We start from the raw sequence: 19,354 nt of genomic DNA, 5'->3' as shown, positions 1-19,354 counted from the left end.
ATGCGGCTGAATGGGCGCACCGCCATCATCACCGGCGCGGGCTCGGGCATCGGCCGCGCCAGCGCAAAACTGTTCGCGGAGGAGGGCGCGCGCCTTGCCCTGGTCGATCGTGATGCCGCTGGCCTCGAGGACACGCTGAGGCTGGTGAGCGAGGCAACGATGCATGTCGGCGACGTCGGCGATGCCGCATTCGCCGAGACGGTCGTCGGCGACGTCGTGGCCCGGCACGGCCGGCTCGACATCCTGATGACGGCAGCCGGCTTCTCCTGTGGCGGCACGGTGCTGACGACGAACCTGGATGACTGGGATGCGGTGTTCCGCGCCAATGTCGGCGGCACCTGGCTGTGGGCGCGGGCCGCGGTGCCGCAGATGCAGCGGCAGAACAGCGGCTCGATCATCACGCTGGCCTCGCAGCTCGCCATTGCCGGCGGCAAGGGCAACAGCGCCTATATCGCGGCCAAGGGCGCGATCATCAGCCTGACCCGGACCATGGCGGTGGACTTCGCCACCGACGGCATCCGTGTCAACGCGATCGCGCCTGGCGCGATCGACACGCCGATGCTTCGCCGCAGCTTTGCCCGCCACGCCAATCCGGACGAAGTGCGCGAAGCCTCGCGCAACCGGCACGCCATGAAGCGGTTCGGCCAGGCCGAGGAGATCGCGCAGACCGCGCTGCATCTCGCCAGCGACGCCTCTTCGTTCACGACCGGCACCGTGATGGTGGTCGACGGAGGCTGGCTCGCGGCATGAGTGAGGCGCTCACCCAGCTCGAAGCCGATATTCGCGCCGATCTCTCCAGGATCGCGCATCCCGGCGCTGCCTGGCTCGATCCCAAAACGGGACCCGATGGCAAGCCGGCGCTGGATGTCCTCATCATCGGCGCCGGCCAGTCCGGCATCGCCATCGGCTTTGGCCTGCTGCGCTCGCGCGTCAGCAACATTCTGCTGATCGACAAGGCCGAGGAGGGGAAGGAGGGCCCGTGGCTCACCTACGCCCGGATGCCGACATTGCGCAGCCCGAAGGACTATACCGGGCCCGATCTCGATATCCCCAGCCTGACGTACCAATCCTGGCACGAGGCCCGCTTCGGCAAGGCGAGCTGGCAGGAGTTCGGCCTGATCGCGCGGGAGCATTGGGCAGAGTACCTGCTCTGGCTGCGGCGCACGGTCGGCCTGCCGGTGCGCAATGCTTGTGAGCTGCTGGAGATCGCGCCGGCGGCTGGCGGCCTTCTTGCTGCGCGCGTGAAACGGGCAGGAGGGGACGAAACGCTCTATGCCCGCAAGATCGTGCTCGCGACGGGGCAGGAGGGCATGGGCGATTGGATGATCCCGGAGCAGCTAGCGCATCTGCCGGCGAGCTCCGTTGCAACCGTTGCCGACGACATCGATTTCGAAAGCCTGCGCGGCAAGCGCGTCGCCGTCATCGGTGCCGGCGCCTCCGCTTTCGATAATGCGGCGACTGCGCTGGAAGCCGGAGCCGCCGAGGTGCACCTGCTGTGCCGCCGTGCGCAGATCCAGGTCATCCAGCCCTATCGTTGGCTGACCTTTCGCGGCTTCCTGCGTCATCTTAGCGATCTCGACGATGCCTGGCGCTGGCGCTTCATGCGCAAGATCCTCGAAATGCGCGAGGGATTTCCGCAACCGACCTATGACCGCTGCGCGCGTCACGCCAATTTCATCTTGCACGAGGGCGCGCCGGTCGAAGCCGCGCGCAAGACCGGCAAAGGCGTTGAACTCCAGACGCCACGCGGAGCCATCACGGCCGATTTCGTCATCTGCGGTACCGGCATCGACATGGACTTTGCCGGTCGCGGCGAGCTCGCCAATTTCGCCGGCAACATCGCCATCTGGACCGACCGCTACCAGCCGCCGGAAGACGAACGCAACGAACGGCTCGGCCGCTTTCCCTATCTTGCCGACGACTATTCCTTCACCGAGCGCGTGCCGGGAACGACGCCGTGGATCTCCGACGTCCATCTCTTCGCCATCGCCTCCACCATGAGCTTCGGTCCGTCGGGATCGTCGATCAACGCGATGACGACCGCTGTTCCAAAGCTGGTCCACGGCCTGACGCGCGGCCTGTTCCGCGCCGATATCGCGCGTCACTGGGCCTCGCTCAGCGCCTATGACGTGCCGCAGGCCGTGGTTGCGCGGCCGGCGCGAAAAATGGGGGAATCGCTGTGATCATCCATGCGCCGCCGCGACGATGCGTCCTCAAAAACGCCCGATGAGACTGGCGCGCAACTTGCTTCTTTTTGAACCTGCCTTGCTGGCGTTCTCGTTCGAAATTCAGGGAAAAACCAATGCGTTTTGTGTCTTTCAGGTTGGCGTCGTCCGTCCTCGCCACCACCGCGCTGTTGCTCATCGCCGCCGCGCCTTCGCAGGCGCAAACCCGGGCCGAGACCTTGCGCTACGTCACCGGCGCCTCCGTCAACACGCTCGATCCCAACATTCCCGGTTCGACGCGCGAATCCTTCGCGCTGAGCATGAGCACCTATGACCGGCTGGTGGCATTCGGCCGCAAGCAGCTCAACGGCAAATGGGTGTTCGACCTCGACACGATCACCGGCGAGCTCGCCGAATCCTATGACGTCAGTCCCGACGGCCTGAAGATCACTTTCCGCCTGCGCAAGGATGCAAAATTCCAGGACGGCTCGCCCGTGACCGCCGAGGACGTGAAGTGGTCGCTCGACCGCTGCGTCACCGCGCCGATCCTCGGCAAGGCGCAGCTGCTGACGGGCTCGCTGACGTCAGCCGATCAGTTCAAGGTGATCGATCCCCTCACCATCGAGGTGACGCTGCCAAAACCGGACAAGCTTGCGCTGCCTAATCTTGCCACCGTCTATCCGATGATCATCAACTCGAAAGTGGCAAAAGAGCACGCGACGGCTGACGATCCCTGGGCCACGGCCTGGCTGAAGGAGCACACTGCCGGTAGCGGCGCCTATGCGGTCGAGAGTTTCAAGCCCGGCGAGCAGGTGATTCTCAAGCGCGACGAGAGCTGGAATCGCGGCTCGGCCAACAAGCCCGCGTTCTTCAAGCGCATCATCGTGCAGTCGGTGCCGGAGCCGGCGACCCGCGCCAACCTCGTCGAACGCGGCGATGCCGATCTCGTGCTCGACCTGCAGGCGAGCGACGTGCAGTCGCTGGAGGCCAAGGGCAAGCTCAAGGTGATCTCGACGCCGCAATACAACGCGGTCACCTTCGTCTCGATGAACAACCAGATCCCGCCCTTCGACAACGTCAATGTTCGCCGCGCCATCGCTTCCGCGCTGCCCTATGACGACATGTTCAAGGCCGCTCTGTTCGGCCGGGGGGCGCCGCTGTTTGGCGCGACCTGGGCGGACGGCAAGCCGGCGAACGGCATTTATCCGTTCCAGCAGCCGCTGAAGCTCGATCTCGACAAGGCCAGGGAGTACCTCAAAGCCGCTGGTCTTCCCGAGGGCTTCTCGACCACCTTCAGCTTCAACGTCGGCCAGGCTTCGACCGCCGAGCCGATGGCCGCCCTCGTCAAGGAGTCGCTTGGCAAGATCGGTATCAAGGTCGACATCCAGAAGCTGCCGGACGCGCAGATGTCGACGCAGATCAACGAGAAGAAGCTGCCGTTCTTCACCGAAGGGATCGTCGCCTGGCTGCCGTCGACCGACTATTTCTACCGCAACTTCTACACCGGCAGTCAGCGCTGGAATTACAGCTCGATCAACAACCCCGACCTTGCGGCGATTGCGCAGGAGGCGCGCTTTGAGCCGGATAAGGCAAAGTACGAGGAAGCCGGCCGCAAGCTCAACGCGATGCATTTCGACCTGATGCCGCAAATCATGCTGTGGCAACCCAATCAGGACGCGGTGATGGCGCCGTCGATCGAAGGCTACACTTACGAGTTCCATCGCCAGGTGGATTATCGCGATGTCAGCCGCAAGTGACATCAGCGGCCAGCAGGGACACTGAATGGTGACGACCGGTCTTGGTGCAACGATGGTGCGGGCGGGCAGGCGGCTCTTGTCGTCGCTGCCGGCGCTGTTCGGTGTGCTGGTCTTCACCTTCCTCTTGATGCGCGTCCTGCCCGGCGACCCCGCGGTGTTCTTCGCCTCGGGGCCCAATGCCGGCAAGGAGGAGATCGAGCAGATCCGCAAGCAGATGGGGCTCGACAAATCCGTGCCGGAGCAGCTCGTGTTCTATCTCTCCGACATCGGCCACGGCAATCTCGGCCGCTCGATGATGACCGGCCAGCCGGTGCTGAAGGACCTCCGCGAGCGGCTGCCGGCCTCCCTGGAGCTCACCTTCACCGCACTCCTGATCGCGCTGATCGCGGCGGTGCCGCTCGGCGTCATCGCGGCGCTGCGGCCGGGATCGATCATCGATCACGGCGTGCGGCTGTTCTGCGCGCTCGGTGTCTGCGTGCCGACCTTCGTCTCGGGCCTGCTGTTGATCTACGTCTTCTATTATCTGCTCGGGCTGGCGCCTGATCCGACCGGGCGGATCGACGTCTTCACCTCGCTGCCGCCGCAACGCACCGGCTTCCTCTCGATCGATTTCCTGCTCGCCGGTGACGTTGAGGGCTGGTGGGCGGCCTGCAGGCAATTGATCCTGCCGGCGGTGAGCATGGCGCTGTTCGTGATCGCGCCGCTGGCGCGGATCACGCGCGCCTCGATGCTGGTCTCGCTCGGCAGCGATTTCGTGCGCACCGCGCGCTCGGTCGGATTGTCCTGGCGCAAGGTCGTCGTCACCTACGCGCTCCGCAACGCGATCCTGCCCGTCATCACCATCGCCGGCATCGTGTTCTCGACCATGCTGGGCGCCAATGTGCTGGTGGAGAAAGTGTTCTCCTGGCCGGGCGTGGCCTCCTATGCGCTCGATGCGTTGCTGTCGTCCGACTATGCGCCGGTGCAGGGCTTCGTGCTGCTGATGGCCAGCCTGTTCGTGCTGGTCAATCTCGTCGTGGACATCTGCTACGGCATCGCCGATCCCAGGGTGTCGATCGAATGACCAGCGCCACACTTCGCCATTCGGTCTGGATTTTGCGCGGCAATCCGCTGACGGCGGTGGCCGCGGCCGGGGTGACGCTGTTCGTCCTGGTCGCGATCTTTGGTCCCTGGATCGTGCCTTATGATCCCGTGGTCTCTAATGTCTCGGAAGCCCTGCAGCCGCCGAGCGCCACGCATCTCGCCGGCACTGACCAGCTCGGCCGCGACGTGTTCAGCCGTCTCATCATCGCTGCACGGCTCGACCTTGCCATCGCAGTCTCCGCGGTCGGCATCTCGTTCGTGATCGGGGCCGTCGTCGGCGCGTTCTGCGGCTATGCCGGCGGACGGCTCGATCGCGCCGTCGGCCGCTTCGTCGACGTGATGATGGCGTTTCCGCTGTTCGTGCTGGCGATGGCGATGGTCGCCGCTCTCGGCAACCGGATCGAGAACATCGTGATCGCGACCGCGATCATCAATCTTCCCTTCTACATCCGCTTCGCGCGCGCCGAGGTCAACGTCCGGCGCAATGTCGGCTGGGTTGAGGCCGCGCGCGCCTGCGGCGAGAGCCATTTCTCGGTGGTGCTGCGCTTCCTGCTGCCGAACATTCTGCCGGCGATGGCGGTGCAGATCTCGCTCAATCTGGGCTGGGCCATTCTCAATGCCGCCGGCTTGTCCTTCATCGGCCTCGGCGTCAAGCCGCCGACGCCGGAATGGGGCATCATGGTCGCAGAGGGAGCACGCTTCATCTCGACGGGGCGATGGTGGCTGGTGGCCTTTCCGGGCCTTGCGCTGATGCTGGCGGTGCTGTGCTTCAACCTCCTCGGCGACGGGATGCGGGACATTCTCGATCCCCGGATGCGCACATGAGCGAGGACCTGCTCAGGATCGACGACCTCCACGTCGCGTTCTCGACGCGGCGGGGCATTGTGGAGGCCGTGCGCGGCGTGACGCTCACCGTCAAGGCCGGCGAGATGCTCGGCCTCGTCGGCGAGAGCGGCTCGGGCAAGTCGGTCACCGGCTTTGCGACGACGCGGCTGCTGGATGCCGCCGGCCGCGTCACCGGCGGCAAGATCCTGTTTCGCGGGCAGGACGTCACCAAGCTCCGCGGCGATGATCTGCGACAGTTGCAGGGCGCCGCGATGTCGATGATCTTCCAGAACCCGCGGGCGGCGCTCAATCCGATCCGTGCGATCGGCCTGCAGATCGCGGACGCGATCCTCACCCACAAGCGTATCTCGAAAGAGGCCGCGCGCGCCGAGGCGCTGGAGTTGTTGCGCGCGGTCCAGATCCGCGATCCCGAGGCGCGGATGACCGCTTATCCGCACGAGCTTTCCGGCGGCATGTGCCAGCGCGTCATGATCGCGATCGCGATCTCCTGCAATCCTGCGCTGTTGATCGCGGACGAGCCGACCACCGGCCTCGATGTCACCACGCAGAAGGTGGTGATGGATCTCCTGGCAGACATTGCCGCCGCGCGTGGCATGGCGACGATCCTGATCACGCATGACCTCGGCCTCGCGGCGCGCTATTGCCGCCGCATCGCCGTGATGGAGCGCGGCCGTATCGTCGAGGAGGCGAGCCCCAGCACGCTCTTCGGCGCGCCGCAGCACGCCTATACGAGGCGCCTGGTTGCGGCATCGCCGACGGCGACGTCACGGATCGAAGATCTCGTGACGGAGGAGGAGCGCGAGCGTTATACGGCCGTTCTCGGCAAGCCACGGCCTGCGCTGGCTCACGGCACGCCGCCGCTCTTGGAAGTACGGAAGCTCGCCAAGCGCTTCGATCAGGGCTCTGCCGCGGTGGCCGACTTCTCGATGACGATGGCCGGCGGCGAGAGCGTCGGTCTGGTCGGCGAATCCGGCTCCGGCAAGAGCACGACCTCGCGGATGATCTGCCGCCTGATCGATCCGAGCGAAGGCGACATCGTGTTCGGCGGGCAGTCGATCGGGCACGTGGCGGCGCGCGATTTCCACCGCTCGCCCCTGCGCAAAGACATCCAGATGGTCTTTCAGGACCCGAACGAGAGCCTCAACCCACGCTTCACGGCGTTCGATTGCATTGCCCATCCCTTGATGCGTCTGGACGGCATGCGCGCCGGCGAGGAGCTGCGCAAACGGGTGGAAGAATGCGCCGAGCGGGTGGGCTTGCCGCTCGATCTATTGCCGCGGTTTCCGCATCAGCTCTCGGGCGGCCAGAAAGCCCGCGTCGGCATTGCCCGCGCCATCGCCTGCCGGCCGCGGCTTCTGGTGCTGGACGAGCCGACCGCCGCGCTCGACGTCTCGGTGCAGGCGGTTGTGCTGCAGCTGCTCGATCGCCTCAGGCGTGAAAACGACATTGCCCTGCTGTTCGTCAGCCACGATCTCAACGTCGTGCGCATGCTGTGTGACCGCACCATCGTGCTGCGCAACGGCGGCATCGTGGAGCAGGGCGAGAGCCGGGCCCTGTTCGATAATCCGAAGACCGACTACACGCGCAAGCTGGTCGAGGCGATTCCGCATTTCGAAGCCGGGCCGGCCCTGGCGGCCGCTCTTTGAGGCCGGGATCAGCCCAAATGGCGGTGAGATCCCACTGGCGATGGCGCATTTAGTGGCATACCATTTGCTTGCAAATGGGCTCGGTTTCACTTGCCCTTTGCCAATGAACAGCTGGCATCACGGCATTACTGGGAGGACTTCATGGATCGCAGGACGGTATTGAAGGGGTTGGCGGGCGCGGGCGGTCTGGCATTGACGGGCGGCCTGTCGGCCCCGGCGATCGCTCAGGGCGCCGCGGCCCGCACCCTGCGTTTCGTGCCGCAGGCCAATCTCGCCAATTTCGACCCGATCTGGGGCACGCAATATGTCGTGCGCAATGCCGCCGCGATGGTCTGGGACACGCTCTACGGCATCGATTCCTCGCTGAAGCCGCAACGCCAGATGGTCGAGTCCGAGGAGGTGACCGACGACGGCACGACCTGGACGTTCAAGCTGCGCTCCGGGCTCAAGTTCCACGATGGCGAGCCGGTGCTCAGCAAGGACGTCGTGGCAAGCTTGACGCGCTGGTCGGCGCGCGACCCGATGGGTCTGATGATCAAGGCGCTGCAGCAGGAGCTGACCGCGGTCGACGATCGCACATTCAAATGGGTGCTCAAGCAGCCCTTCCCGAAGATGCTCTACGCGCTGGCCAAGAACAACTCGCCTTGCGGCTTCATCATGCCCGAGCGCATCGCGCAGACCGATCCGTTCAAGCAGATCACCGACTATGTCGGCTCCGGGCCGATGAAGTTCGTCAAGGGCGAATGGGTGCCGGGCGCGAAGGCGGTGTTCGAGAAATTTGCGGACTACGTGCCGCGGCAGGAGAAGGCGTCCTGGCTCGCGGGCGGCAAGCAGATGCAGCTTGATCGCATCGAATGGATCGTGATGCCGGATCCGGCCACGGCCGCCGCTGCCTTGCAGAACGGCGAGGTCGATTGGTGGGAAAACCCGATTGCCGACCTCGTGCCTGTTCTGAAGAAGAACAAGAACATCAGCGTCGACATCGGCGATCCGCTGGGCAATATCGGCTCGTTCCGGATGAATCATCTGTTCGCGCCGTTCAACGACGTTCGGGCGCGGCGTGCCGTGCTGATGGCGCTCAGCCAGGAAGACTATATGCGCGCGATCGTCGGCGACGACACCGCGCTCTGGAAGCCGCTGCCCGGCTTCTTCACGCCGGAGACGCCGCTCTACAGCGAAGTCGGCGGCGAGATCCTGAAGGGCAAGCGTGATTTCGATGCGGCCAAGAAGCTGCTCGCCGAGAGCGGCTATTCCGGCCAGCCGGTGACCTGCATCGTGGCGCAGGATCAGCCGATCACCAAGGCAATGGGTGACGTCACCGCGGACCTGCTCAAGAAGCTCGGCATGAATGTCGATTTCGTCGCCACCGATTGGGGCACGGTCGGCTCCCGTCGCGCGCAGAAGACGCCGCCGGGACAGGGCGGCTGGAACATGTTCCACACCTGGCATGCCGGCGCGGACTGCATCAATCCGGCTCCCTACACCGCCATCCGCGCCAACGGCGACAAGGCCTGGTTCGGCTGGCCGAACAGCCCCGGCACCGAGAAGGAGGTCGCGTCCTGGTTCGAGGCCAAGAGCCTCGACGAGGAGAAGGCTGCCATCGGTCGCCTCAACAAGGCGGCGCTCGACGACGTGGTCTACGCGCCCACGGGCTTCTTCCTGAGCTACACCGCCTGGCGCAAGAACGTCTCCGGCGTCACCAAGGGGCCGCTGCCGTTCTTCTGGGGCGTGTCGAAATCTGCATGATCGTGCGCTGAAGCAAGATGCTCTCCTACATCCTCCGTCGCATCGTCGCGACCTTGCCGGTCATGGCAATCGTCGCGCTGTTCGTGTTCAGCCTGCTTTACATCGCGCCCGGCGATCCGGCCGTGGTGATCGCGGGCGATCAAGCAAGCCCGGAGGATGTGGAGCGCATCCGCCAGAGCCTCGGGCTGGACCGGCCCTTCCTGGTCCAGTTCGGAAGCTGGGTCTGGCGCATCCTGCACGGCGATCTCGGCACCTCGATCTTCACCAACCTGCCGGTCTCGGCGATGATCGGGCAGCGTCTCGGCCCGACGCTGTCGCTGATGATCGTCACGCTGCTGCTGACGGTCGTGGTGGCGGTGCCGCTCGGGGTGGTGGCGGCATGGAAGGCCGGCAGCTTGATCGATCGCGTCATCATGGGCTTTGCCGTGTTCGGATTCTCGCTGCCCGTCTTCGTGGTCGGCTACATGCTCGCCTACATCTTCGCGCTGGAGCTGGAATGGCTGCCGGTGCAGGGCTACACGCCGCTCAGCTCCGGCTTCTGGCCGTGGCTCGAGAACCTGATCCTGCCGGCGGTCGCGCTCGGCTGCGTCTATATCGCGCTGGTCGCCCGCATCACGCGGGCAGCCATGCTCGAAGTGCTGCAGCAGGACTATATCCGCACCGCCAAGGCCAAGGGCCTCGGGCAGGGCGGCATCCTGTTCATCCACGCCCTGAAGAACGCGGCGGTGCCGATCGTCACCGTGATCGGGATCGGCATCGCGCTCCTGATCGGCGGCGCGGTCGTCACCGAGAGCGTGTTCGCGATCCCCGGCCTCGGCCGCCTCACCATCGATGCCATCCTGCGCCGCGACTATCCGGTGATCCAGGGCATCGTGCTGCTGTTCAGCTTCGTCTACGTCCTCGTCAATCTGATGATCGACGTCGTCTACACGCTCGTTGACCCGAGGATCCGCTATTGACCGACACCACCGTCAATCCGCAATCGCTTCCGGCCGGCCTCGTCCTTGCGCCGCAACTGCCCGAGATCCTGCGGCCGGTCAGGATACGGCGCGGCTTCGTCGGCCTGCTGCGCGGCCATCCGACGGTCGCGATCGGCGGCGCATTGCTGCTGACCCTGGTGCTGATCGCGGTCTTTGCGCCTTACCTCGGCACGGTCGACCCGACCGCGCTTGCGCCCGCCAAGCGCACCCGCGCGCCGTCGGCCGATTTCTGGTTCGGCACCGACGTGCTCGGCCGCGACATCTATTCGCGCGTGCTGTTCGGCGCACGCGTCTCGCTCACGGTCGGCCTGTCGGTCGCGATCTTCGCGTCGGCGATCGGCCTTGCCATCGGCATGGTCTCCGGCTTCATCCGCTGGGCCGATGGCATCCTGATGCGGTTCATGGACGGGCTGATGTCGATCCCGCCGATCCTGCTGGCGATCGCGCTGATGGCGCTGACGCGCGGCAGCGTCGGCAACGTCATCCTGGCAATCACCGTGGCCGAGATCCCGCGCGTCTCGCGCCTCGTCCGCAGCGTCGTGCTGTCCTTGCGCGAACAGCCCTATGTGGACGCGGCGGTGGCCTGCGGCACCCGCACGCCGATGATCATCCTGCGCCATATCCTGCCCAACACCGTTGCGCCGATGCTGGTTCAGGCGACCTATATCTGCGCCAGCGCCATGATCACGGAGGCGATCCTGTCCTTCATCGGCGCCGGCACGCCGCCGACCATCCCGTCCTGGGGCAACATCATGGCCGAGGGCCGCGCGCTCTGGCAGGTGAAGCCCTACATCGTGTTCTTCCCGGCGGCGTTCCTGTCCGTCACCGTGCTCGCCGTGAATCTGCTCGGCGACGGCCTTCGCGATGCGCTCGACCCGCGCATGGCCAAGAGTCTGTGATGTTGCCTCTGATGGATCGAGGCTGATTGCGATGGCATTGCTCGAAGTCGAGAATCTCCAGACCCATTTCCGCACGCCCAGCGGCATCAACCGCGCGGTCGACGGGGTGTCCTTCCATGTCAACGAGGGCGAGACGCTCGCCATCGTCGGCGAGTCCGGCTGCGGCAAGTCGGTGACGTCGATGTCCCTGATGCGGCTGATTCCGGAGCCGCCGGGCCGGATCGCAGGCAGCATCCGCTTCGCGGGCAGGGATCTCCTGAAGCTGTCCGACCGCGAGATGCGCGCGATCCGCGGCAACGACATCTCGATGATCTTTCAGGAACCGATGACGAGCCTCAACCCGGTGCTCACCGTGGGTCGCCAGATCCGCGAGACCTTGATGATCCATCAGGGCCTCGACAAGCAGGCGGCGGAGGCGCACGCGGTCGAGATGCTGACCCTGGTCGGCATTCCCGAGCCGAAACGGCGCGTCGGCGAATATCCGCACCAGCTGTCCGGCGGCATGCGCCAGCGCGTGATGATCGCGGTGGCGCTGGCCTGCAATCCGAAGCTTCTGATTGCGGACGAGCCGACCACCGCGCTCGACGTGACGATTCAGGCGCAGATCCTCAAGCTGATGCTGGATCTGAAGCGTCGGGTCGGTGCCGCCATCATCCTGATCACGCACGATCTCGGCGTCGTCGCCGAGATCGCCGAGCGCGTCATGGTGATGTATGCCGGCCGCAAGGTCGAGGAGGCGCCGGTGGCGGAGCTGTTCCGTTCCCCGCGCCATCCTTATACGCAAGGCCTGCTTGGCGCGGTACCGAAGCTCGGCTCCTCGCTCGCGGGCACCGCGACCCGCCTCGCCGAGATTCCCGGGCAGGTGCCTGACCTCCGCAAGCCGATCACCGGCTGCGTCTTCGCCGGCCGCTGCGCGCTCGCGACCGACCTCTGCCGGCAATATGCGCCGGGACTGGAAGAGAAGGGCCCGCGCCACGTCGCCGCCTGTCACTACGCTGCCAAGGGAGCTGTTGCGGCATGAGTCCTCCGCTGCTCCAGGTCAACGACCTCAAGAAGCATTTTCCGATCAACAAGGGCCTCTTCGGGCGGCAAACCGAATTCGTCTATGCGGTCGACGGCGTGTCGTTCGAGATCGCGCGCGGCGAGACCTTGTCGCTGGTCGGCGAGTCCGGCTGCGGCAAGTCGACGGTCGGCCGCGCCATCCTGCGGCTGTTCGAGATCACCTCGGGGCAGGTCATCCTCGACGGCCAGAGGATCGACGACGCCGCACCGAGCACGATGCGACAGATGCGCCGCCGCGTGCAGGTCGTGTTCCAGGATCCGTTCTCGAGCCTCAATCCGCGCATGCGCGTGCGCGACATTCTCGCCGAGCCGATCCGCAATTTCGGCCTCGCCAAATCCGCGGAGGACCTCGAGGTCCGCGTCACGTCGCTGATGGACACGGTGCGCCTGCCGCGCGAGGCGCTGAACCGCAGGCCGCACGAATTCTCCGGCGGCCAGCGTCAGCGCATCGGCATTGCGCGGGCGCTCGCGGCCGAGCCGGAGCTGATCGTGTGCGACGAGGCGGTCTCCGCGCTCGACGTTTCAGTCAAGGCGCAGATCGTTAATCTGCTGCAGGATCTCCAGCGCGAGTTCGGCCTCGCGCTGCTGTTCATCAGCCACGATCTCGCCATCGTCGAGCACATGACCCACCGCGTGGCGGTGATGTATCTCGGCAAGATCGTCGAGGTGGCACCGCGCCGCGAGATCTTTGCCGCGCCGAGGCACCCCTATACCAAGGCGCTGCTCTCAGCCGTGCCGCTGCCGGAGCCCGGAGCCCAGCGCAATCCCATCATCCTCAAGGGCGACGTGCCGAGCCCGATCAACCCGCCGAAGGGGTGTCGCTTTCATACCCGGTGTCCCTTCGTCTTCGATCGTTGCCGGACCGAGGAGCCGGTACTTCGCGCCACAGGACCGGAGCAGTGGGTGGCCTGTCACCTCGAAGAGCCGCCGTAGGGGCTCATCCCTGCCGGCGCAGGAAGCCCGTGATCGTGACCTTCTCCCAGATGCCGGCTGCGGCAAAAGGATCTGCACGGTTGAAGGCTTCGACCTCGGCGCGGCCGGGAGCCTCGATCAGGAACAGGCTGCCGATCATGGTCTGGCCATCGTCGGAGACCAGCGGTCCCGACATCACGATCTTGACGCCCAAGCGCGAGGTGTCGCTGAGGAAGGCCTTGTGGGCATCGTAATTGGCGAGCCGGGTCGGCAACGCGTCGGCGCGATCGACGGCGTGAATGGCGAACAGCATCGTGTCTCCGTTTCTTGCGTCAGTTCTTGGGACGGCCGCGGGCTGCGGCCGTCCGGGCTTGGGGTGGTCTACTTCGCGCTGAGCTTGCCGGCGTCCTCGAAGGTCGGACAGGTCCGCTGCTCCAGCGGCACGTCGAACGGCCCAAAATTGTCCTTGGTGATCACGGTCGGCTTCAGCACGATCTCGCTGATCACGGGCTGGTTCCGCAGCGACCGGATCGCCATCATGGTGCCGAGGCAGCCTTGCGCAAATCCGTTGTAGTCACCGCTCGCCAGCAGCTTGCCGGACTTGATCGCGTCGATCGCCTCCTTGGTGCCGTTGATGCCGATCACCTGCGCCTTGCGGTTGGCGCCGTCGAGCGCCTCGATCGCGCCGACTGCCATGGCGTCGTTGGCGGCGAGCACGCCGTCGATCTGCGAATTCGACTGCATCAAATTCTCCATGACCTGGAGCGCCTGGAGCCGCTGATAGTTGCCTGGCTGCGAGGCCAAAAGCTTGGCGCCGGGAGCCTCCTTCAACGCGTCGTTGAAGCCGCGCACGCGGTCGACATTGGTCAGCGAGCCCTTGACGCCCTCGATGATGACGATGTTGCCCTTGCCGCCGAGCGTCTTGAGCAGGAAGCGCGCGGTCTCCAGTCCAAGGCTGTAATCGTCGGCGCCGACGAAGGACAGGAACTTGCCGCCGGCAGAGCGATCGGTGATGTTGACGACCGGGATCTTCGCTTCGTTGATCTTCTCGACCCCCGGCACCATCGCCTTGTAGTCGACCGGCGTGAACACGATCGCGCTCGGCTTCTTCACGACGACGTCCTCGATCTGGCTGAGCTGCTCGGGAATCGAGTCCGGCTTGGTCGGGATGTATTGCAGCGTCTTCGCGTTCAGCGTCTTCGCCATGTTGTCGGCGCCGACCCGCACCGTCTGGAAGAACGGATTGGTCTGGTTCTTGGTGAAGACGGCGATGGTCTCGCCGTCGGCACGTGCCCCAGTCGTGAACGCGGCCGCCATCAGCAGCGGCAGTGCCAGATAGCCCAGTCCTTGTTTCATGTTGCCTCCATCCCTCATTTTGCTTGTTGGATTGCTAGAACTCATTGCGCGCGGCGGCGGGTCTTCATGTCGAGCCAGACGGCGAGAATGACGATGACGCCGGTGACGAGCGGCTGCCAATTGGCGCTGACCGAGAGCAGGTTCATGCCGTTCAGCACCAGGGTCAGGATCAGCGCGCCGATGAACGTGCCGAAGACGGTGCCGACGCCGCCGAACAGCGAGGTGCCGCCGATCAGCACGGCCGCGATCGCCGGCAGCGTCAGGCTCTCGCCGATGTCGGCCTCGGCCGAATTGAGCCGCGACAGGAAGATGATCGAGGCAAGTCCCGCCATGGTGCCCGATACCGCGTAGACCAGCAGCAGGCGCCGCGCGACCGGAATGCCGGAGAGCCTTGCTGCGACCGGATTGGCGCCGATCGCATAGATCTCCTGACCCCAGATCGTGCGCTGTGCGAAGAACGTCCCGATCCCGAGGAACACCAGCAGCAGGTAGACCGGGATCGGCAGGCCGAACAGATAGCCACTGCCGATCTGGCGGAAGCCGGCCGGGAAGCCGTGAAGGGTCTCGCCCGCCATGTACCAATAGGTGAGACCGTTCAGCACCCAGAGCATGCCATAGGTGGCGATGAAGGAGGGGATGCGCAGCGCTGTGACCATGACGCCGTTGAGCAGGCCAACGATGCCGCCGCAGGCAAGGCCGGTGAGGATGCCGAGCGCCGGCGAGCCGGTCTTGTGGATCACGGTGCCGGCGAGGCAGGCGGACAGCGCGACATTGGCGCCGACGGAGAGATCGAGGCCGGCGGTCAGCACCACCAGTGTCAGGCCGGAGGCGATGAAGAAGGTCAGGCTGGCCTGCCTCAGCACATTGAGGATGTTGCCGAGGCTGAGGAAGGAATCGCTGAGCACGGCGAGCACGGCGCAGATCAGGAAAGCCGCGAGCAGGCGATAGAACAGCTGGACCGCGTCCTGCGACAGGAAGGAGCGGGGCGGCGCGATAGCGGCCTTGGTGATATCGGTCATGTGCGGCTCCTGAGGCCGTCGAGGAACAGGGCAACGATGACGAGCACGCCGACGCTGGCGACCTGCACCGAGGACGGCAGCGAGATCAGGTTCAGCCCGTTGCGCAACACGCCGACGGAGAGGACCCCGAGCAGGGTACCAAGCAGCCAGCCATTGCCGCGCTCGAACGAGGTGCCGCCGACAGCGACGGCCGCGATGGCATCGAACTCCAGCCCGAGACCGGCGGTGGGGTGGCCGGAATTCATGCGTGCGGTCATCAAGAGGCCGGCGATGCCGGCCATGGCGCCGCCGATCGCGTAGACCGCGATCAGCAGCTTGTTGGGCGAGAGGCCGGCATAGCGCAGCGCCTCGCGGTTGCCGCCGAGGGCGAAGATATAGGTGCCGAAGCGGGTGTGATAGAGCAGGCCGTGAAAGGCAGCGTAGGTCACCAGCGCCATCACGATCGGCACGGGAATGCCGAGCGGCGTCGCCGAATAGATGTCGCGCACGCTGTGGGGAATGCCGACCACGCTCTGGCCGTCGCTGACGATCAGCGACAGGCCTTGCGCCATGCCGAGCGTGCCGAGCGTCGCGACGAAGGGCGGAATGCCGAGGATAGCGACCAGCCACCCGTTGGCAACGCCAAAGGCCGCGCCGACCAGAAGGCCGGCGCCAAGGCCCAGCAGCATCGATTTGGTCGCCAGCGACACGATCGCGACGCAGAGCGAGGTCAGCGTCAGCACCGCGCCCATCGACAGGTCCAGCCCCTCCGTCATGATGATCAGCGTCATCGGCAGCGCGAGCATGGTCAGGATGGTCGACTGCACCAGCACGTTGGAGAGGTTGGCGACCGACAGGAAGCCGGGCGCGATCGCGCTGAACAGCGCGATCAGCAGCACCAGCACGATGGCAACGCCGGGAATGCGCTGCAGCGGATTGGGTTGGGCGACGACCGCGGCTTCACGCATGATGCATCCCCAGTCGCACGATATTCTCCTCGGTCAATTCGTTGCGTGTCAGGTGCCCGGCGATGCGCCCCTCGCGCATCACATAGGCGCGGTCGCAGACATGGCAGATCTCGACCTGCTCGGACGAGATCATCAACGCCGCCGCGCCTTCCGCGACGAGGCGGTCGATCAGCGCGAAGATTTCCGACTTGGCGCCGATGTCGATGCCGCGCGTCGGCTCATCGAAGATGAAGAGTTTCGAGCCGGCCGCGAGCCATTTTCCGATCACGACCTTCTGCTGGTTGCCGCCCGAGAGCAGGCCGACGGTCTGGCGTGCGTTCGGTGTCGCGACGCGGAGCTGCCGGATCAGGCCCTCGGCGGTACGCTGGGCCGAGCGTTGGTCGAACAGCCCGCTCGGGAACAGCTTCCTCAGCGCCGACACCACCAGATTGTCGCTGACGGATCGCAGCAGCGCGAGGCCCTCGCTCTTGCGGCTCTCCGGGATCAGCGCGATGCCGCGGCGGGCGGCGAGATCCGGCTCGCCGGAAATGCTCTTGCCGTCGAAGATGATCTCGCCCGATGTCACGGGATCGGCGCCGAAGATCGCGCGGGCGACCTCGCTGCGGCCGGAGCCGACCAGCCCGCATAGGCCGACGATCTCGCCGCGGCGTACCTCGATGTTGATGTCGGAGATGCCGGTCGGCGCGCTCAGGCCCTTGACCTCGAGCAGCACCTCGCCGGGTTTATCGGCAAAATGGCGCGGGTAGGTCATGTCGACGTTGCGGCCGACCATCATGCGCACGAGCTGGTCCGGCGTGACGTCGGCGGGCCGGACACCATCGATGCGGCGGCCGTCGCGCAGCACGGTGATGCGATCGCCGAGCGCGAACACCTCGGCCATGCGGTGCGAGATGTAGACGATCGAGACGCCGTCCGCCTTCAGCCGCGCGATCAGTGCGAACAAGAGCTCGGTCTCGCGGTCGGACAGCGCTGCGGTCGGCTCGTCCATGACCAGGATGCGGGCGTTCTGGCTGATCGCTTTGGCAATCTCGACCATCTGCTGCTGCGCAACACCAAGCTTGTCGACGATGGTGGAGGGATCGATGTCGAAGCCGATGGTGTCGAGCACGCGCCTTGCGTCGGCCAATAACCTGCGGCGGTCGATGGTGCCGGGAATGCGGCCCTTCGGCTCGCGTCCCAAGAAGATGTTCTGGGCGATGTCGAGATGGGGAACCAGCGAGAATTCCTGGAAGATGACGGCAATGCCGAGCTTCTGCGCATCCGCGGTCGAGGAGATCGCGACCTTCTCGCCCTTGTGGTAGAATTCGCCGGCGTCGGCGCGATAGGCGCCGCACAGCACCTTCATCAGGCTGGACTTGCCGGCGCCGTTCTCGCCCAGCAGCATGTGGACCTCGCCGGGGTAGACGGCAAAGGACACGTCGTCCAGCGCCTTGACGCCGGGAAATTCCTTGCTGATGCCGCGCAGCTCCAGCAGCGGCGTGGGCGAGGTGACCTCGATCGGGAGCGCGTCGCTCATGCTTTGGCTCCGCCAGCAAAGATCTTTCCGGGGTTCATCAATCCGGCGGGATCGAGCGCCGTCTTGATCGATCGCATCACGTCCACGGCCTCGCCGAGCTCATCGGAGAGATAATCGATCTTGCCGAGCCCGATGCCGTGCTCGCCCGTGCAGGTGCCGTCCATGGCAATGGCGCGCGCGACCATGCGGGCCTGCAGCGCCTTGGCGCCTTCGGCCTCCTCCGGCTTTGTCGGGTCGATCAGGATCAGCATGTGGAAATTGCCGTCACCGACATGGCCAACGATGGGTGCGGTGAAACCGTGCGCGTCCGCATCGCGCCGCGTCTCGGTCAGGCATTCCGCCAGCCGTGAGATCGGCACGCAGACGTCGGTGATCACCGCGCGTGCGCCGGGCCGCAGGCCGAGGCCGGCATAGAGCGTGTTGTCGCGGGCGTGCCAGAGCCGGCTGCGGTCTTCCTGTGCCTTGGCCCAGGCAAAGCCATGGCCGCCGTGGTCGGCCGCGATCGCCTGCGCGGCCTCGGCCTGTTCGGCGACCGATGTCTCCGAGCCATGGAATTCGAAGAACAGGGTGGGCGCCTCGCGATAGCCGAGCTTGGCGTAGGCGTTGATGCCGCGCATCATGACGTCGTCGAGCAGCTCGATGCGCGCCACGGGGATCGCGGACTGGATCACGGAGATCGCGGTGTCGACGGCGTCGTGCAGGGTGTCGAAGCTGCAGACTGCCGCCGAGATCGCCTGCGGCACCGGATGGACCTTCAGCGTGATCTCCGTGATGATTCCGAGCGTGCCTTCCGCGCCGACGAACATGCGCGTCAAATCATAGCCCGCGGCCGACTTCCGCGCGCGCTTTGCAGTGCGGATGATGCGCCCGTCGGCCAGCACGACCTCGAGCGCCATGACGTTGTCCTTCATGGTGCCATAGCGCACCGCCATCGTGCCCGAGGCGCGGGTCGAGGTCATGCCGCCGATCGAAGCGTCGGCGCCCGGATCGATCGGGAAGAACAGGCCGGTGTTGCGCAGCTCCGCATTGAGCTGCTTGCGCGTGATGCCGGGCTGCACCACGACGTCCATGTCGCTGTCGTGCAGGCTGAGCACCTTGTTCATGCGCGCGAAGTCGAAGCAGACGCCGCCGGCGACCGCGGCCGCATTGCCTTCGAGCGAGGTCCCGGCGCCGAACGGGACGATCGGCATGCCCGCGCTCGCGCAGAGCTTGACGATTTCGGCGACCTCCTGCGTGGTCTCGGGGAAGACCACGATGTCGGGCGGCAGGTTCTGATAATGCGACTCGCTCTGCCCGTGCTGATCGAGCACGCCGCGCGCGACGCTCACGCGCGGGCCGATCATGCCGGTGAGGCGATCGGCCAATGTGCCCGTGCTGACCCGCGGTCCCATCCTCAGCTCCCGTCCCTGTTTTACGGACT

The 19,354-nt window shown here is 65.7% G+C and carries 17 protein-coding genes; 11 read left to right on the top strand and 6 right to left on the bottom strand.

Translation table 11 applies throughout. From position 1 onward, the window contains the following. The 11 genes from ACNJYD_RS24980 (at position 1) to ACNJYD_RS24930 (ending at position 13,117) form a co-directional block, all read left to right on the top strand. Complete coding sequence (locus ACNJYD_RS24980) at positions 1-750, top strand: SDR family oxidoreductase (protein ID WP_439363635.1); 750 nt, start codon at positions 1-3, stop codon at positions 748-750. Continuing rightward, complete coding sequence (locus tag ACNJYD_RS24975; RefSeq protein ID WP_439363634.1) at positions 747-2,183, top strand: NAD(P)-binding domain-containing protein; 1,437 nt, start codon at positions 747-749, stop codon at positions 2,181-2,183. The genes ACNJYD_RS24980 and ACNJYD_RS24975 overlap by 4 nt, the downstream gene beginning before the upstream one ends. Positions 2,184-2,302: 119 nt before the next feature. After that, positions 2,303-3,922: an ABC transporter substrate-binding protein gene (locus tag ACNJYD_RS24970; protein ID WP_260383053.1), complete on the top strand. Its 1,620-nt coding sequence runs from the start codon at positions 2,303-2,305 to the stop codon at positions 3,920-3,922. 28 nt (positions 3,923-3,950) lie between these two features. After that, on the top strand, positions 3,951-4,985 hold the full coding sequence (locus tag ACNJYD_RS24965; RefSeq protein WP_212256988.1) for an ABC transporter permease: 1,035 nt from the start codon (positions 3,951-3,953) through the stop codon (positions 4,983-4,985). Beyond that, positions 4,982-5,830: an ABC transporter permease gene (locus ACNJYD_RS24960; RefSeq protein WP_172784403.1), complete on the top strand. Its 849-nt coding sequence runs from the start codon at positions 4,982-4,984 to the stop codon at positions 5,828-5,830. Before ACNJYD_RS24965 ends, ACNJYD_RS24960 begins: the two co-directional genes overlap by 4 nt. Then, positions 5,827-7,497: a nickel ABC transporter ATP-binding protein NikE gene (gene nikE, locus ACNJYD_RS24955; protein WP_439363633.1), complete on the top strand. Its 1,671-nt coding sequence runs from the start codon at positions 5,827-5,829 to the stop codon at positions 7,495-7,497. The genes ACNJYD_RS24960 and nikE overlap by 4 nt, the downstream gene beginning before the upstream one ends. A gap of 141 nt (positions 7,498-7,638) precedes the next feature. Continuing rightward, on the top strand, positions 7,639-9,243 hold the full coding sequence (locus tag ACNJYD_RS24950) for an ABC transporter substrate-binding protein (protein ID WP_172784405.1): 1,605 nt from the start codon (positions 7,639-7,641) through the stop codon (positions 9,241-9,243). Positions 9,244-9,260: 17 nt separating this feature from the next. Then, positions 9,261-10,202 carry an ABC transporter permease gene (locus ACNJYD_RS24945; protein WP_172784406.1) on the top strand — a complete coding sequence of 314 codons (942 nt, stop codon included), beginning with the start codon at positions 9,261-9,263 and terminating at the stop codon, positions 10,200-10,202. Beyond that, positions 10,199-11,122, top strand: a complete 924-nt coding sequence (locus tag ACNJYD_RS24940) for an ABC transporter permease (protein WP_172784407.1) — start codon at positions 10,199-10,201, stop codon at positions 11,120-11,122. Before ACNJYD_RS24945 ends, ACNJYD_RS24940 begins: the two co-directional genes overlap by 4 nt. 31 nt (positions 11,123-11,153) lie before the next feature. Continuing rightward, a complete protein-coding gene (locus tag ACNJYD_RS24935) occupies positions 11,154-12,143 on the top strand; it encodes an ABC transporter ATP-binding protein (RefSeq protein WP_439363632.1) in 990 nt (329 codons plus the stop codon). Next, positions 12,140-13,117 (top strand): ABC transporter ATP-binding protein, encoded by a 978-nt coding sequence (locus tag ACNJYD_RS24930; RefSeq protein WP_439363631.1) that lies wholly within the window; start codon positions 12,140-12,142, stop codon positions 13,115-13,117. The genes ACNJYD_RS24935 and ACNJYD_RS24930 overlap by 4 nt, the downstream gene beginning before the upstream one ends. Before the next feature lie 4 nt (positions 13,118-13,121). On the opposite strand, the gene ACNJYD_RS24925 is transcribed toward ACNJYD_RS24930, so the two are convergent. The 6 genes from ACNJYD_RS24925 to ACNJYD_RS24900 all read right to left on the bottom strand — a co-directional run bounded on the left by ACNJYD_RS24925 (position 13,122) and on the right by ACNJYD_RS24900 (position 19,325). Beyond that, positions 13,122-13,409, bottom strand: coding sequence for a YciI family protein (locus tag ACNJYD_RS24925; RefSeq protein WP_172784410.1), 288 nt, complete (start codon positions 13,407-13,409; stop codon positions 13,122-13,124). 68 nt (positions 13,410-13,477) lie between these two features. Continuing rightward, on the bottom strand, positions 13,478-14,452 hold the full coding sequence (locus tag ACNJYD_RS24920) for a sugar ABC transporter substrate-binding protein (protein WP_172784411.1): 975 nt from the start codon (positions 14,450-14,452) through the stop codon (positions 13,478-13,480). A gap of 41 nt (positions 14,453-14,493) precedes the next feature. Beyond that, positions 14,494-15,471 (bottom strand): ABC transporter permease, encoded by a 978-nt coding sequence (locus ACNJYD_RS24915; RefSeq protein WP_439363630.1) that lies wholly within the window; start codon positions 15,469-15,471, stop codon positions 14,494-14,496. Further along, a complete protein-coding gene (locus tag ACNJYD_RS24910) occupies positions 15,468-16,418 on the bottom strand; it encodes an ABC transporter permease (RefSeq protein ID WP_439363629.1) in 951 nt (316 codons plus the stop codon). The genes ACNJYD_RS24915 and ACNJYD_RS24910 overlap by 4 nt, the downstream gene beginning before the upstream one ends. Further along, positions 16,411-17,934, bottom strand: a complete 1,524-nt coding sequence (locus ACNJYD_RS24905) for a sugar ABC transporter ATP-binding protein (protein ID WP_439363628.1) — start codon at positions 17,932-17,934, stop codon at positions 16,411-16,413. Before ACNJYD_RS24905 ends, ACNJYD_RS24910 begins: the two co-directional genes overlap by 8 nt. After that, the gene (locus ACNJYD_RS24900) at positions 17,931-19,325 is read right to left on the bottom strand and encodes an FAD-linked oxidase C-terminal domain-containing protein (RefSeq protein ID WP_172784415.1); all 1,395 of its coding nucleotides are present in this window, start codon (positions 19,323-19,325) and stop codon (positions 17,931-17,933) included. The genes ACNJYD_RS24905 and ACNJYD_RS24900 overlap by 4 nt, the downstream gene beginning before the upstream one ends. Between the last annotated feature and the right edge of the window lie 29 nt (positions 19,326-19,354).

The sequence above is a fragment of the Bradyrhizobium sp. SPXBL-02 genome, assembly GCF_051853065.1.
In the GTDB taxonomy this organism is placed as follows: domain Bacteria; phylum Pseudomonadota; class Alphaproteobacteria; order Rhizobiales; family Xanthobacteraceae; genus Bradyrhizobium.
The sequence above is the reverse complement of the archived record's forward strand: the minus strand, read 5'-3'. Positions and strand labels throughout refer to the sequence as shown.

Excerpts from the sequence above, each read along its gene's own strand:
- ACNJYD_RS24980 (WP_439363635.1), top strand. The coding sequence starts at position 1 with ATGCGGCTGAATGGGCGCACCGCCATCATCACCGGCGCGGGCTCGGGC.
- ACNJYD_RS24975 (WP_439363634.1), top strand. The coding sequence starts at position 747 with ATGAGTGAGGCGCTCACCCAGCTCGAAGCCGATATTCGCGCCGATCTC.
- ACNJYD_RS24970 (WP_260383053.1), top strand. The coding sequence starts at position 2,303 with ATGCGTTTTGTGTCTTTCAGGTTGGCGTCGTCCGTCCTCGCCACCACC.
- ACNJYD_RS24960 (WP_172784403.1), top strand. The coding sequence starts at position 4,982 with ATGACCAGCGCCACACTTCGCCATTCGGTCTGGATTTTGCGCGGCAAT.
- nikE (WP_439363633.1), top strand. The coding sequence starts at position 5,827 with ATGAGCGAGGACCTGCTCAGGATCGACGACCTCCACGTCGCGTTCTCG.
- ACNJYD_RS24950 (WP_172784405.1), top strand. The coding sequence starts at position 7,639 with ATGGATCGCAGGACGGTATTGAAGGGGTTGGCGGGCGCGGGCGGTCTG.
- ACNJYD_RS24945 (WP_172784406.1), top strand. The coding sequence starts at position 9,261 with ATGCTCTCCTACATCCTCCGTCGCATCGTCGCGACCTTGCCGGTCATG.
- ACNJYD_RS24935 (WP_439363632.1), top strand. The coding sequence starts at position 11,154 with ATGGCATTGCTCGAAGTCGAGAATCTCCAGACCCATTTCCGCACGCCC.
- ACNJYD_RS24930 (WP_439363631.1), top strand. The coding sequence starts at position 12,140 with ATGAGTCCTCCGCTGCTCCAGGTCAACGACCTCAAGAAGCATTTTCCG.
- ACNJYD_RS24925 (WP_172784410.1), bottom strand. The coding sequence starts at position 13,409 with ATGCTGTTCGCCATTCACGCCGTCGATCGCGCCGACGCGTTGCCGACC.
- ACNJYD_RS24920 (WP_172784411.1), bottom strand. The coding sequence starts at position 14,452 with ATGAAACAAGGACTGGGCTATCTGGCACTGCCGCTGCTGATGGCGGCC.
- ACNJYD_RS24915 (WP_439363630.1), bottom strand. The coding sequence starts at position 15,471 with ATGACCGATATCACCAAGGCCGCTATCGCGCCGCCCCGCTCCTTCCTG.
- ACNJYD_RS24910 (WP_439363629.1), bottom strand. The coding sequence starts at position 16,418 with ATGCGTGAAGCCGCGGTCGTCGCCCAACCCAATCCGCTGCAGCGCATT.
- ACNJYD_RS24905 (WP_439363628.1), bottom strand. The coding sequence starts at position 17,934 with ATGAGCGACGCGCTCCCGATCGAGGTCACCTCGCCCACGCCGCTGCTG.
- ACNJYD_RS24900 (WP_172784415.1), bottom strand. The coding sequence starts at position 19,325 with ATGGGACCGCGGGTCAGCACGGGCACATTGGCCGATCGCCTCACCGGC.